Annotated in this window: 15 protein-coding genes; 11 read left to right on the forward strand and 4 right to left on the reverse strand. The window is 60.8% G+C overall.

Annotated features, from left to right (window positions below; translation table 11 throughout):
- The first annotated feature begins 4 nt into the window (after window positions 1-4).
- The 11 genes from mrdA to GWQ29_RS02850 all read left to right on the forward strand — a co-directional run bounded on the left by mrdA (window position 5) and on the right by GWQ29_RS02850 (window position 10,114).
- Window positions 5-1,921, forward strand: coding sequence for a penicillin-binding protein 2 (gene mrdA / locus GWQ29_RS02800; RefSeq protein ID WP_021138173.1), 1,917 nt, complete (start codon window positions 5-7; stop codon window positions 1,919-1,921).
- The gene (rodA, locus tag GWQ29_RS02805; protein ID WP_021138172.1) at window positions 1,914-3,017 is read left to right on the forward strand and encodes a rod shape-determining protein RodA; all 1,104 of its coding nucleotides are present in this window, start codon (window positions 1,914-1,916) and stop codon (window positions 3,015-3,017) included. Before mrdA ends, rodA begins: the two co-directional genes overlap by 8 nt.
- On the forward strand, window positions 3,017-3,151 hold the full coding sequence (locus GWQ29_RS02810; protein WP_111587331.1) for an FtsW/RodA/SpoVE family cell cycle protein: 135 nt from the start codon (window positions 3,017-3,019) through the stop codon (window positions 3,149-3,151). Before rodA ends, GWQ29_RS02810 begins: the two co-directional genes overlap by 1 nt.
- Complete coding sequence (gene mltB / locus GWQ29_RS02815) at window positions 3,151-4,149, forward strand: lytic murein transglycosylase B (protein ID WP_275918708.1); 999 nt, start codon at window positions 3,151-3,153, stop codon at window positions 4,147-4,149. Before GWQ29_RS02810 ends, mltB begins: the two co-directional genes overlap by 1 nt.
- Window positions 4,091-5,050, forward strand: coding sequence for a septal ring lytic transglycosylase RlpA family protein (locus tag GWQ29_RS02820; protein ID WP_275918709.1), 960 nt, complete (start codon window positions 4,091-4,093; stop codon window positions 5,048-5,050). Before mltB ends, GWQ29_RS02820 begins: the two co-directional genes overlap by 59 nt.
- Window positions 5,051-5,244: 194 nt before the next feature.
- On the forward strand, window positions 5,245-6,435 hold the full coding sequence (locus GWQ29_RS02825) for a serine hydrolase (RefSeq protein ID WP_059111444.1): 1,191 nt from the start codon (window positions 5,245-5,247) through the stop codon (window positions 6,433-6,435).
- Between the two features lie 279 nt (window positions 6,436-6,714).
- On the forward strand, window positions 6,715-6,978 hold the full coding sequence (gene ybeD, locus GWQ29_RS02830; protein WP_005317360.1) for a DUF493 family protein YbeD: 264 nt from the start codon (window positions 6,715-6,717) through the stop codon (window positions 6,976-6,978).
- A gap of 81 nt (window positions 6,979-7,059) precedes the next feature.
- Window positions 7,060-7,737, forward strand: coding sequence for a lipoyl(octanoyl) transferase LipB (gene lipB, locus GWQ29_RS02835; RefSeq protein ID WP_169045553.1), 678 nt, complete (start codon window positions 7,060-7,062; stop codon window positions 7,735-7,737).
- Between the two features lie 85 nt (window positions 7,738-7,822).
- A complete protein-coding gene (gene lipA / locus GWQ29_RS02840) occupies window positions 7,823-8,788 on the forward strand; it encodes a lipoyl synthase (protein WP_017412924.1) in 966 nt (321 codons plus the stop codon).
- A gap of 120 nt (window positions 8,789-8,908) precedes the next feature.
- Window positions 8,909-9,400 (forward strand): GNAT family N-acetyltransferase, encoded by a 492-nt coding sequence (locus GWQ29_RS02845; RefSeq protein ID WP_234592739.1) that lies wholly within the window; start codon window positions 8,909-8,911, stop codon window positions 9,398-9,400.
- A 141-nt stretch (window positions 9,401-9,541) separates the two neighbouring features.
- Complete coding sequence (locus GWQ29_RS02850; protein WP_275918710.1) at window positions 9,542-10,114, forward strand: alpha/beta fold hydrolase; 573 nt, start codon at window positions 9,542-9,544, stop codon at window positions 10,112-10,114.
- A 41-nt stretch (window positions 10,115-10,155) separates the two neighbouring features.
- Here the strand turns inward: GWQ29_RS02850 and nqrE are convergent, their stop codons facing one another.
- The 4 genes from nqrE to GWQ29_RS02870 form a co-directional block, all read right to left on the reverse strand.
- Window positions 10,156-10,755, reverse strand: coding sequence for an NADH:ubiquinone reductase (Na(+)-transporting) subunit E (nqrE, locus tag GWQ29_RS02855; protein WP_169045550.1), 600 nt, complete (start codon window positions 10,753-10,755; stop codon window positions 10,156-10,158).
- A gap of 166 nt (window positions 10,756-10,921) precedes the next feature.
- Window positions 10,922-11,248, reverse strand: coding sequence for a hypothetical protein (locus GWQ29_RS02860; protein WP_265462849.1), 327 nt, complete (start codon window positions 11,246-11,248; stop codon window positions 10,922-10,924).
- Between the two features lie 395 nt (window positions 11,249-11,643).
- Window positions 11,644-13,374 (reverse strand): single-stranded-DNA-specific exonuclease RecJ, encoded by a 1,731-nt coding sequence (recJ, locus tag GWQ29_RS02865; protein ID WP_275918711.1) that lies wholly within the window; start codon window positions 13,372-13,374, stop codon window positions 11,644-11,646.
- On the reverse strand, window positions 13,340-14,056 hold the full coding sequence (locus tag GWQ29_RS02870) for a disulfide isomerase DsbC N-terminal domain-containing protein (protein WP_275918712.1): 717 nt from the start codon (window positions 14,054-14,056) through the stop codon (window positions 13,340-13,342). The genes recJ and GWQ29_RS02870 overlap by 35 nt, the downstream gene beginning before the upstream one ends.
- Between the last annotated feature and the right edge of the window lie 181 nt (window positions 14,057-14,237).

Here is a 14,237-nt window from a genome sequence, read left to right on the forward strand (position 1 = left end):
CGGCATGCTGAAGAATCGCATCGAAATGCGCGACCACAGCGCCGAAGGCCGCCTCTTCTTCCGACGCACACTGGTCGCCTACATCGGCATGGTGGTGCTGATGCTGGTGTTGCTGGGCAATCTCTATTATCTGCAGGTCGAGTCCTTCGAAACCTATCAGACCCGATCCAACGACAACCGGATCCGGGTTGTGCCCGTGGCGCCGCCGCGGGGCCTCATCTATGACGCCAACGGCGTGCTGCTGGCGGAAAACCGCCCGGTTTACAGCCTGGAAATCGTGCCGGAAGAGACTCGGGATCTGGACAAGACCGCCGATGAGCTGATCACCCTGCTGGCGCTGCCAGAGGGGACCAAGGAGAAGTTCCTGGCCGAGGTCAAGCGCCAGCGCCGCTTCAAGCCGGTCCCCCTGTTCGAGAAGCTGACCGAGTATCAGGTCGCCCTCTTCTCGGTCAACCAGCACAACTTCCCGGGTGCCAGCATCGAGGCTTACCTCAAGCGTTACTATCCGTTTGGTGACACCCTCACCCATGCGCTGGGCTATGTGGCCAAGATCAACACCCAGGATGAGGCTCGTCTCAAGAAAGAGGAAAAATTCGCCAACTATGCCGCCACCAAAGACATCGGCAAGCAGGGGGTGGAGAAATTCTACGAGGATCAGCTGCACGGGGTAGCCGGTTATCAGGAGGTCGAGGTGAACAACCGCGGTCGTGTGGTGCGTACCCTCAAATTCCAGCCACCCGAACCTGGCAAGGACATCTACCTCAACATCGACATCCGCCTGCAACTGAAGGCTCAGGAACTGCTGGCCGGTCGCCGGGGCGCCATCGTCATGATGGATCCCAATACGGGCGCCATCCTGGCCATGGAGTCGAGCCCCAGCTATGACCCCAACCTGTTCGTGACCGGCATCTCCAACACCAATTATTCGGCGCTGCTCAACGATCCGGCCCGCCCACTGGTGAACCGCACCACCCAGGGCATCTATGCCCCCGCCTCCACCGTCAAGCCCATGATGGCGGTAATGGGGCTGAACGAAGGGGCCATCACCGCCAACTACCGCTACTTCGGCGGCCCCAGCTTCTCCATTCCGGGCACTACCAAGAAGTTTCGTGACTGGCGTAAATGGGGTCACGGCTGGCTCGATGTCTATCGCGCCATCGAGGTGTCGGCGGATACCTATTTCTACGATCTCGCCTATCGGGTCGGTATCGACAAGATCCACAGCTACATGACCAAGTTCGGCTTCGGCCAGTACAGTGGCGTGGATCTGTATGAAGAGACCCGAGGCGTCATGCCGTCCCGCGACTGGAAGATGGCACGCTGGCGCCAGCCCTGGTATCAGGGGGACACCATCTCCATCGGCATAGGTCAGGGCTACTGGAGTTCCACGCCGATCCAGCTGGCCAAGGCCACCAGCATACTGACCCAGAACGGCCACGACGTGACGCCACACCTGCTCAAGAGCACCGCCTCGCAAGAGGGCGTGGTCAACGCCCCCGTCAACCCCAATATCGCCCTTCAGGCCAAGAGCGACAGCTACTGGCAAGTGGCCAGGGATGGCATGTGGCGCGTCATCAACGGCCATGAAGGAACCGGGCGGCGCGCCTTTGCCAATACCCCCTACAAGGCTGCAGGCAAGTCGGGTACCGCCCAGGTGGTGGGCATGAAAGAGAATCAGGTCTACAACGCCAGCACCATGAAGGTGGAGCATCGCGACAACGCACTGTTCGTCGCCTTTGCCCCCTTTGATGCGCCCAAGGCCGTGGTGGCCCTGGTGCTGGAAAACGCCGGTGGTGGTAGTAGCATGGCAGCGCCCGTGGCGCGCCAGATGCTGGATGCCTATCTGGTACCGCCTGAGCCCCAGTTGCCACCAGCGCCCAAGCCGTCGTCCCCACCAAGCGAGGTCGTTCCCAATGAGTAATTCCTCACGGCAGCAGAGTCTCTGGTACAAACTGCACATCGACCTGCCGCTGTTGCTCGGCCTGCTGGCCCTGATGTCCCTCTCCATGGTGGTGCTCTACTCCGCATCAGGTCAGGATGTGGATTCCATAGTGCGCCAGCTGGTACGCGGCGGCTTGGCCTTCGGCCTGATGATAGGCCTGGCCCAGTTGCCTCCCTCACTCTATGCGCGCTGGGCTGTCCCCCTGTTTGTGGTCGTGGTCTTGCTGCTGATCGCGGTGGACGTGTTTGGCCACATCGGCAAGGGGGCACAGCGCTGGCTTGATCTTGGCTTTATGAAGTTCCAGCCCTCTGAGGTGATGAAGCTCTCCATGCCCGTCATGGTGGCAGCCTGGCTCAGTCGCCACTCCCTGCCTCCCAAATTCAGCCATGTGATCATTGCGCTGCTGATGGTGTTGCTGCCGACCCTGCTGATCGCGGCCCAACCGGATCTCGGCACCTCCATACTGGTGGCCGCTTCCGGCTTTTTCGTCATCTTCCTGGCGGGGATCAGCTGGTGGCTGATTGCTCTGGCGGTGATGCTGATCTGCGCCTTCATGCCGGTACTCTGGTTCTTCCTGATGCACGACTACCAGCGCCAGCGGGTACTGATGCTGCTAGACCCCGAGAAAGACCCCCTGGGTCGCGGCTATCACATCATCCAGTCCAAGATAGCGATCGGTTCGGGTGGCGTGTTTGGCAAAGGCTGGCTGCAAGGCACCCAGTCCCAGCTGGAGTTTCTGCCCGAACGCCACACCGACTTTATCTTTGCGGTCTTCAGCGAAGAGTTCGGACTGGTGGGCGTGGCTCTGCTGCTGGTCATCTATCTCTACATCATCAGCCGCTGCCTGTTTATCTCCATGCAGGCCCAGAACAGCTTCGAGCGTCTGCTCGGTGGCGCCCTGACCCTCACCTTCTTCGTCTATGTGTTCGTCAACATGGGCATGGTGAGCGGCATACTACCTGTGGTGGGGGTGCCCCTGCCCCTGGTGAGCTATGGTGGTACCTCAATGGTGACCCTGATGGCGGGCTTCGGCATTCTGATGTCCATTCAAACTCACAGAAGGCTGCTGGCCTGATGAGGTGGATATATTCTGCCTGTGGTGGGGTGCCCCTGCCGCTGGTGAGCTATGGCGGCACCTCAATGGTGACCCTGATGGCTGGCTTCGGCATTCTGATGTCCATCCAGACTCACAGAAGACTGCTGGCCTGATGAAACCATGGTGGCTGGCACTCGCACTGTGCTCGCTGACGGCGGGCGCGACCGTTTCGCCCGAGCGACTGAGCCTGCTGGCGGAGCAGCAACAGGTGCCGCTGGCGGCGTTGCAGGATGCTGCCGCCAAGGCGCAGTTGCGCCAGGAGATCCTGGACACTATCAGCCGCCCGTGGGAAGCCAAACCCTGGCATCGCTATCGACCGCTGTTTGTGACGCCAAGCCGCATTCAGGACGGAGTCAACTTCTGGCAACGCCATGCCGATGTCCTGGCGCGGGCCGAGCAGACCTATAGCGTGCCCGCCGCCCTCATCGTCGCCATCATAGGCATCGAAACCTTCTATGGCCGCCAGATGGGCCGCCACTCGGTGCTCGACAGTCTCTACACCCTGGGCTTCCACTATCCGGAACGCAGCGACTTCTTTGCCAAGGAGTTTGCCCAGCTGGTGCTGCTGGCCCGGGAGGAGCAGTGGCCCCTCACTACGCTCAAGGGATCCTATGCCGGTGCCATGGGAATGGGGCAGTTCATGCCCTCCAGTTATCGCCACTACGCGGTCGACTTTGACGGCGATGGTCGGCGGGATCTGTTTCGCAACCCTGTGGATGCCATCGGCAGCGTCGCCAACTATTTCGCCGAGCATCAATGGCGCTGGGGCGAGTCTGCCGTCGAGCCCGCCTTGATCGGTCTGGCCCCCGTCAGTACCCTGCTCAGACCCGAGCCTGAACTCAAGCAGCAGTGGGCAGAGCTGGCCGCCGCCGGCATTGAAGTCGCCACGCAGCTGGCGCCACAGACGCCGGTGAAGTTGCTGGCATTGGAACAGGCCGATGGACCGGAATACTGGGTCGCGCGCCATAATTTTTACGTGATCACCCGCTATAACCGCAGCCCTCTCTATGCGATGGCGGTGCATCAACTCAGTCAAGCAATCCAGGACGCGTATGCATTACAGCCACAAACTTCTCCCGCTCAGCCTGACCTTGTTGCTGGCCGCCTGTAGCAGCCAGCCGGAACAGCTTCCCCCGCCGCCCGAACCGGTCCAGCCGGAAAAACCCCAGGTCATCGAGATCCCGCAGGCCACCGGCGCCATCCCGCGTCCCGAGCCCCTGAGCGCCAGCGGCAACCGTGACTACTGGATTGGCAAGCAGAAGAACGAGGTGTGGCGCGACATCAAGCACTACAGCGAAGAAGGCACCGCCAGCTGGCTCTCCCAGGATCTGGACGGCCAGCAGACCGCCAACGGCGACGTGCAGGACAGCAAGCTGTTCAGCGCCGCCCACCGCAACCTGCCGCTGCCCAGCTATGTGCGGGTCACCAATCTGGACAACGGGCAGGAGACCATAGTGCGGGTCAACGATCGCGGCCCCTTCGGCAGCGATCGGCTGATCGACCTCTCCCATGCCGCCGCCAAGCAGCTGGGGATGGTGGAAGGGGGCGAGGCGCGGGTGCGGCTCGAGCTTATCAACGACACACCGGATCAGATGATGATCATGGCCCCCATGAAGCCCATCGCAATGACCCCGACGACTGCGGCCGCAGCAGCGCCCAAGACGATATCGCAAGACGGCTTCCTGGGTGAACCGACCGCGCAGGCGATGGCAACCCCTGCCGCTGCCGCCGCGCCCGCCCCCCCCCCCGCAGCCAAACCGGCACCGGCCAAGGCTGCCGTCCCCGCCAGCCATGGCGACGGCAAGATGATCCAGGTGCTGGCCAGTGGATCCAAAGAGAGAGCCGAGGCCATGGGCAAGGTGATGACCCAGCGCTACGGCGTGCCATATCAAGTGGTGACACACAATGCCCTCTTCCGTGTCCTGCTGGGCCCGGTCGCCGCCGATCAGCAGGCCACCCTGCTGGCACAGATCCGTCAGGGGGGGCTGGAGCAAGCCTTTATCGTCCCCTGAGCCGTGTGGCTCATATGAAGGTGGCCACCGCCATCTGATGGGTATCACGTCGTTTCCCGGCGTGATACCCACTATTGATGGATAAAAAACCAGGCCAGATGGCACGTCGGACTATGACCAACGGGCGCTTCTGGTATAGTTAAGCCCGCATTTTAACTTGGGTTACCCCCCATCCAGGCTCCAGGAATTTCAAGATGTCCAAATTTGCCCGTTCAGTTATTCTGGCCTCCCTGATAAGCGCCACCGCCCAGGCCAACACACCTGTACCCACACCGAACGCCGCCCCCATGGTCGTTCCCGCCGCGCCGGAGATCTCCGCCAAGGCCCATATTCTGATCGACTACTACTCGGGCCAGGTGCTGGCAGAAGACAACGCCGATGAACGCCTGCCGCCCGCCAGCCTGACCAAGATGATGACCTCCTACATCATTGGTCACGAGCTGCTGGAAGGAAACATCAAGAACACCGACATGGTGACCATCAGCAAAAACGCCTGGTCCAAAAACTACACAGACTCCTCCAAGATGTTTATCGAGGTGGGCAAGCAGGTCTCCGTCGACGACCTGAACAAGGGCATCATCATCCAGTCCGGCAACGACGCCTGCGTCGCCATGGCCGAATTCCTGGCGGGCAGCACTGACTCCTTTGCCAGCCTGATGAATGCCTGGTCCGCCAAGCTGGGGATGAAAGATACCCAATTCAAAAACCCCCACGGACTGGATGAAGAAGGTCACTACAGTACTGCTCGCGACATGGCTCGTCTGGGTCAGGCCCTGATCCACGATCAGCCGGAGGAGTACAAGATCTACGCCCAGAAATCCTTCGTGTTCAACGGCATCACCCAGCACAACCGCAACCGCCTGCTGTGGGATCAGTCCCTGCAAGTGGATGGCATCAAGACAGGCCACGTCAGCCAGGTTGGTTACAATCTGGTCTCCTCCGCCACCAACAATGAAGGCATGCGCCTGATCGCCGTTGTGCTGGGTGCCAGCAGCGAAGGTTCCCGCGCCGCCGAGAGCAAGAAACTGCTCACCTACGGCTTCCGTTTCTTCCAGAGCCTGACCCCGTACAAGGCCGGCACCGAGCTGGTCACCCAGAAGATCTGGATGGGCGACAAGCCGGAAGTGAAACTGGGTGTCGACAAGGACGTATCAGTGCTGGTCACCCGTGGTCAGGGCAACAACCTGAAGGCGGACTTCCAGCTTGAAAGCGAACTGAAAGCACCGCTGGCCAAGGGTCAGCGAGTGGGCACAGTATTCCTGAAGCAGGGCGACAAGGAGATCAAGCAGGTTCCCCTGGTTGCGCTGGAAGAAGTGCAGGAAGGCGGTCTGATGAGCCGTCTGTGGGATTACCTGGTACTGCTGGTCACCAGCTGGTTCAAGTAAGCCACAGGATAAAATAGTGATAAAAGAGCGGCGCCAATAGGCGCCGCTCTCCAGTTAGGGTCTCTGTGAGCGAATAACCCTGCAATCTGCAGGTTCCGCCGACAGCTGATTTGTGGTAAAAAGCAGCACCTCCATGTCTTGTCGATCAGTCCGGGCCTTGATCCCGGCCCGGGCAATGCCCATATAGACTTGTACTGGCGGCCCTGATGGGCCATAGGCCACTTGGCCACACAAGATGAAAGATAAGGTCATCCCGTGATGACGCCAAAAGGTGAGTAGATGAATACCAAGTTTGATGAACTGCTGGAGTTCCCCTGCAAGTTCCCGTTCAAGGTGCTCGGCGTAGCCGATCCGGCACTGCCTGATCTGGTGGTAGAAGTGCTGCAGCAGCACGCCCCAGGCACTTACAGCCCGACCGTTCAACCCAGCACCAAGGGTAACTACCACTCGGTGCGGGTCACTGTGACGGCCCAGAGCAAGGAACATATCGAAGCCATGTACACAGCTCTCGGCAAGATCGAGCTGGTTCGCTACGTTCTGTAAGCCACCTCTCTCGCCCCGCCAGGGGCGATTGATTTTGTGCAATCCTGTTTTGCCGACTCAAGCGCCTGTCAGTGAGGAACCATGTCACTCCAGATCCCCGCCCAACCACAGCTGTTAGTCAGACAGTTGGGTCGCCGCCCCTACCAGCCGGTATGGGATGCCATGAAGGCCTTCACCGATAACCGCACCAGCGATACCCCGGATGAGTTCTGGGTGGTGGAGCACGATCCCGTCTACACCCAGGGCCAGGCTGGCAAGGCCGAGCATCTGCTCGCTCCCGGTGACATCCCCGTGGTGCAGAGCGATCGTGGCGGTCAGGTGACCTATCACGGCCCCGGCCAGCTGGTGCTCTATGTACTGGTGGATGTGCGCCGCAGCAAGCTGTCGGTACGCGAGCTGGTGACCTGCCTGGAAACCGCCATCATCAATACCCTGGCAAAAAGCGACATCCAGGCCTATGCCAAGGCCGATGCCCCCGGCGTCTATGTGACCAACGAGCTGGGCATGGAGGCCAAACTCGCCTCCCTGGGCCTGCGGATCCGCAAGGGTTGCTCGTTTCACGGCCTGGCACTCAACATCAACATGGACATGACCCCCTTCCTGCGCATCAACCCGTGCGGCTATGCGGGCATGGCCATGACCCAGACCAGCGCCCTGGGCGGCCCGCAAAGCGTGGCCGAGGTGCAAGCCATTCTGGTGGCCGAACTGGCCAGCCTGATTGGCTATCAAACGATCACTAATGCCGACGATACCCCATGAGCAAGCCCATGTCGGGCGTCCATGAGGGCATGAAAATGGCCCAATCGGCTATCAACCAGACAATAACAAACACCGAGAGTGAATCATGAGCAAACCCGTTCGTATGGAGCCGGGCGTCAAGCTGCGCGATGGCGACAAGATGGCCCTGATCCCGGTGAAATTCATGCCGGATCCCAACGAGGAAGTGCTGCGCAAGCCGGACTGGATGCGGATCAAGCTGCCGCCGTCGAGCCAGAAGATCGAGCACATCAAGAGCACGCTGCGCAAGAACAAGCTGCACTCAGTGTGTGAAGAGGCCTCCTGCCCCAACCTGGCCGAGTGCTTCAACCACGGCACCGCCACCTTCATGATCATGGGGGCCATCTGCACCCGTCGTTGCCCCTTCTGCGACGTGGCCCACGGCCGCCCGCTGGCGCTGGATCCCGACGAGCCGCAGAAGCTGGCACTCACCATCAAGGAGATGGGGCTGAAATACGTGGTCATCACCTCGGTGGACCGCGACGATCTGCGCGACGGCGGTGCCCAGCACTTCGCCGACTGTATCAAGCAGATCCGCGAGCACAGCCCCCAGACCCGCATCGAGATCCTGACCCCGGACTTCCGTGGCCGCATGGAGCAGGCGCTGGAGGTGTTCCGCGAGACACCGCCGGACGTGTTCAACCACAACCTGGAAACCGCACCGCGCATGTACCGTGTCGCCCGCCCCGGTGCCGACTACAAGTGGTCCCTTGAGCTGCTGCGTCGCATCAAGGAGATGCACCCCCATGTGCCGACCAAATCCGGTGTCATGATGGGCCTTGGCGAGACCAACGAAGAGATAGTGCAGGTGCTCAAAGATCTGCGCGAGCACGGCGTCAACATGCTGACCCTGGGTCAGTACCTGCAGCCGAGCCGCCACCACCTGCCGGTGAAGCGCTACGTGCCGCCCGCAGAGTTTGACGAGCTGAAAGATGTCGCCATGGGACTGGGCTTCTCTCACGCCGCCTGCGGCCCCTTCGTGCGCTCCTCCTACCATGCGGACCTGCAAGCCAAGGGTGAAGAGGTCAAGTAATCTCTTCCCTCCTTCACCAAAGAAGAGCGCCCAAGGGCGCTCTTCTTATAGATCAGTCGTTTGCGATCGCCCCGCCATAGCGTTAACGTAATCACTCCTTTTTCAGGAGTGATACCCAAGATGCCAACCCCCCTCGTTCGTCTGCTCCCCATGAGCGCTGCCTATTATTCCGTCTTCTACGACCGCTCCCTCGAGGACTACGCACAAGATCTGGCCAGCAACCATGGCTATGATCTCGCCACCGCTCGCCGCAAGTCAGAGGCCTCCCTGCTGCAGTACCTGCCACAGGGGATCGCCACCCCGGGTCACTGTTTGCTCTGCATCATGCCGGGCGAGGTGACGGGAGAAGAGGCAAAGCCGCTGGGCTATCTCTGGCACGCCATCGATGCCGATGACGACGCCACCTTTATCTACGACTTCTATATCGACCCGGCCCTGCGTAGCCAGGGCTATGGCAAGGCCGCCATAGCGGCACTGGAAGCCAGTCTCAGGGCCAGTGGCATCAGCCAGATCAAGCTGCGGGTCGCGTACGACAACCCGCGCGCCCTGGCGCTCTATCAGGAGGCAGGCTTCATCATCACAGGGCACAACATGGCCAAGCTGCTGGGTTAGTTTTGTTGAGCCTCATTTCGCCCCCATCCCGCCAGGGGCGTGTTGCGGTCAGGCGGGGGCTACTATGATGTGGCCGCCCCGGCCAGTTGCCGCAGCGGCACGGTTTTTCATTCCCTGTTGCCCCGTTTCAGGATCATGCAGATGTCACACACCCGCGTCTTTATCGTGCACGGTTACACCGCCTCCCCCCAGTCCCACTGGTTCCCCTGGCTCAAGGAGAAACTCGAGTCCCGCGGTATTCAGGTCGAGGTGCTGGCCATGCCAAACCCGCACCATCCCGAGCCTGATGCCTGGGATCAAGCCATGGACCGCCTTGTCCAGGATCACGACGAGCATACCTTCTTGCTGGGCCACAGCCTTGGTTGCATCACCATACTGCGCCAGCTCAGCCGCCTGCCCGCCTCCCGCCGGGTGGGCGGTATCCTGCTGGTATCCGGTTTCGACCAGCCGCTGCATACCCTGCCGGAGCTGGATGCCTTCATGACCCAGCGTTACGACCCGGCGCACATCATGATGCTGGCACCACAACGGGTTGTCGTTGCCTCCCGGGACGATGCCATAGTGCCCTATCGCTACTGCCAGCACCTGAGCGAGCAGCTGGCCGCGCCACTCTACAGCCTGGAGCAGGGTGGCCACTTCCTCGATCGGGACGGTTTCCTGACACTGCCGCTGGTCCACGACCGGCTGCTGGGGATGATAACCCCCGTTGAATAGCAAAACGGCCACGCAAGTGGCCGTTTTCACAGATAGCGTGCCTAGAGCGACATGCCGGAGAAGGACATAAAGCCGAGCGACATCAGCCCTGCCACTATGAAGGTGATGCCGATGCCGCGCAGCCCCTCGGGCACATTCGAATACTTCATCTTCTGGCGCAGGCCGGCGATGGCGACGATGGCCAGCAACCAGCCAAGTCCGGAGCCCGCTCCATACACCACGGATTCGATGAAATCGTAATCCCGCTGGGCCATGAACATGACACCGCCGAAGATGGCGCAGTGCACCGTCAGGAGCGGCAGATAGATGCCCAGGGCGTGATGGAGCGCCGGGAAATGCTTGTCGAGCACCATCTCCATCACCTGCACCAGCGCGGCAAGCACCCCGATATAGATGATGAAATCGAGAAAACCGAGATCAAACTCCCCGAGGAAGGTGCTGCCCGGGCGCAGGATATGACGGTAGATCAGGTTGTTGAGGGGAATGGCGATCACCATCACCACCAGCACCGTCATGCCCAGGCCAAATGCAGTGTTGATGTTCTTGGAAACGGCCAGAAAGGTACACATGCCCAGAAAGAAGGCCAGCGCCAGGTTTTCGACAAAAATCGACTGAATAAACAGGTTTACATAATAATCCATCGGATCGGCTCACAGCTTGTGCAGGGAACAACCCTGCCACGGCACCCGACCAACAGGTCAGAGCAAACAGGCAGGGGCAACAAGGCGCGGCAGCAGACCCCGGCATCAGCCAGCAGGCGGGTGCCAGTTGTCTATCGACGAGAAGAAGCCGGGATCCGGTGCGCGCTCAGCGGCAAGCCGGACACGAGTCACCGTGGCAGAAGCGAAATTGCAGATGCTGGCCGAACAGCAGCCGTTTATGAAGGTCCCCCAAATAGCTGGACAGCTGTCTGAGGTAGATGAGGGGCAGGAAGAACAACAAACCACAGAGCAAACCCAGGATGTCGTGCTGGAACCAGGCCAGCAGCATCTGGTCGAAATGGGGGTGATAGGCCCCCTCCAGCCTGCGCCCCTGTTCGACGCCGAGCCGCCAATGCGCGGCAGGTGGCAAACTGACACTGTTTGCCAACCCTTGATCGGACGCCCCGTGCAGTTGCATCGGGGCCGCAGACACAACAGATGCCGGCTGATCGGATGCAGTGACCCCTGCCGCGGTAAACGCAGCAAGCCACAGTAAGCAGGCGATGGCGAGAGCCATCCATCCCGGCTGTGATCGGCCAAGGGGTGGCAAAAGGTCAGACTCCTTGAAAAGGCAAGGGATTGAACGGGGGCGAATATATCACAGGCATGCTCTTTATTGAATTCTTGCATCCAGTACGAAGCGAAACTTGATGTAAAACACCCACTTTACCCACAAAACCGGCATTTAGAAGCTGGGGTAAAAATGGGGGCGTACCGGCCCCTCTCGTTGGCACTCGAGTCCATCAGGTATGATGCGCGCCGTCTCCGATAACAAAACGGCCACCCGAGGGTGGCCGTTGTCATCAACAGAGCGCTATTGCTGCCGGACTAGAGACCGGCCGCTTCCAGATGCTCCACCAGCAGTTGCACGCTGCGGTTGCCGCGCCACTCATTGACATCGAGCCGGTAGACCAGCCGCACCCGCTTTACCGAGGCATCCGGCCAGCGCTTGAGGTCGACCCCGAAGGCGATGGCATCCACCGCATGGCCCGAATCCGTGGTCAGCATCATCTTGAGGTGTTTTTCCCCCACCAGTCGCTGCTGCACCAGCACGAATTCGCCGTCAAACAGCGGCTCGGGGAAAGCCTGGCCCCAGGGGCCGGAGGCGCGAATAAGCTCAGCCAGCTCAAGGCTGAGCTCATCCGGCAGCAGTTCACCGTCGGTGAGCAGTACCCCGGTTAGCAGCTCAGGGGTCACCAGCTCGCCGATCACAGCCTCAAAGGCGCGGCCAAAGGCCTCGATATTGGCCTTGGGCAGGGTCAGCCCGGCCGCCATGGCGTGGCCGCCAAATTTGCCCATCAGGCCCGGATGGCGGGTATCGAGCAGTTCGAGGGCATCGCGCAGATGCACGCCGGGAATGGAGCGACCTGAGCCCTTGAGCTCGGTCTCGCTGCTCTCGGCAAACGCGATCACCGGCCTGTAGTACTTCTCCTTCACCTTGGAGGCCACCAGCCCCACTACCCCCTGATGCCACTCGTCTCTGTGCAGCACTATGCCGGAGGGCACCTCGCCATCGCGAAAGCGGATCTGCTCCAGGGTGGCGAGTGCCTCCTGCTGCATCCCCTGCTCTATTTCCTTGCGCTCCTGATTGAGGCTGTCCATCTCGGCCGCCAGCTGGCGCGCCAGATTGAGATCGTCGCTGAGCAGACAGGCGACCCCGAGGGACATGTCATCGAGCCGACCCACGGCATTGAGGCGCGGCCCCAGCGCAAAACCGAGGTCGGCGGCGGTGAGACGGCGGCCATCGCGGCCCGACACATCCACCAGCGCCTGAATGCCGGGACGGCAGCGACCAGCGCGGATCCGCTGCAGCCCCTGATGCACCAGGATACGGTTGTTGCCATCCAGCGCCACCACGTCGGCGACTGTGCCGAGCGCCACCAGATCCAGATAATCCGCCACATTGGGGGCACGAATGCCCTGGCGCTCATACCAGCCCAATTGGCGCAGGTGAGTGTTGAGGGCCGCCATCAGATAGAAGGCCACCCCCACCCCGGCCAGGGACTTGGAGGGGAAGTCGCAGCCGTGCTGGTTGGGGTTCACTATCGCATCGGCAGCAGGCAGCTCCTGGCCTGGCAGGTGATGATCGGTGACCAGAACCTGCATGCCGGCGGCCTTGGCCGCCGCCACCCCAGCGATGCTGGAGATGCCGTTGTCCACCGTGATGAGGAACTCGGCGCCGCGTGCCACCGCCAGCTCGACTATCTCCGGAGTCAGGCCATAGCCGAATTCGAAACGGTTGGGCACCAGAAAATCGATGTGGTGGCCGCCCATTGCTCGCAACGCCAGCACGCACAGGGCCGAACTGGTGGCGCCATCGCAGTCAAAATCTCCGACGATGAGGATGCGCTGCTGGGCGGTCAGCGCAGCTGCCAGCAGGGGCACCGCCTGCTCCATGCCGAACAGGCGCTGGGGCGGCAACAGCTGGCTGGCGCTGCGCTCGAGCAGGGCAGGATCCTCTACCCCCCGGCTGGCAAAGACTTGACGAAGCAGTGGGTGCAAAGTAGCGGGCAGATGGGAATCATCAACTCGCGGACGACGACGGATTTGCAGGGGCATTGATGTGATCCAGTATCTTGAGCAGTTGTTCAGGGCTCTGATAACCCCGCACCAGATCCCCGTTTGGCAGGACCCAGCTCGGCAGCGCCTTGATCCCGAGCCACTGGCTCAGGCCGATATGATGGGCAAGGATCTCATTACAGCCGGTCGCAGGCAAACGATCACTGAGCTCAAGTTCGCGCAGCAGCTCGGGATCGCACCAGAGTGCCTGTGCCTCTGCCACATCGGCGAAGGTACCCAGCGCTGGCAGTAACTGTACACTCACTCCCTGTGCCTGCAAAACGGGCAACTCATCCAGCGCGGTACGGCAGTTGCGGCAGGTCAGATCGGTAAACAGGGTGACGCTGTGACGCTCGGGCTCAGCCTTGAGCTGCATACGCCGTTCGCCAATCTGGGCCAGCGCCCGCTGACGTTGCTGACGCTGACCCAGCATGGTGAGGTTTTTCATGTCGTGGCCCAGATCCAGCATGATGCCCTGAAGCACATAGTCGCCCCTGGCATCGGTATAGAGCGGCCCCTGACTGGTGCCCAGCATGAAGAGACCGGGCATGGGGGTTTCATCCACCAGATAGACCTGCACCCCGAGCCGCTGCTCTATACGCTGTTTCAATAATTGGGGATCCATCCCCGCGCTGGCAGCAAAGGTGCACAGCAGCATCATTCCCAGTAGTAAATGCTTCACTCTTTTACTCACTTGGCATGAACGAATGGACTCACAAGGTAACTCAGGCCATATCCTGGCCTCAACTTGTTAATTACTGATTGATTAATAGAGAGACCTGCAAAAAAATCCCTCCCTGACAGGTTGCCAATTGGGCAGCGGCCCAGCAAGCTAACCGTGACGACAGGAAAAAGCGGCCATC

This window comes from Aeromonas sp. 2HA2, from assembly GCF_029237345.1.
GTDB classification, from domain to species: Bacteria; Pseudomonadota; Gammaproteobacteria; order Enterobacterales; family Aeromonadaceae; genus Aeromonas; species Aeromonas salmonicida.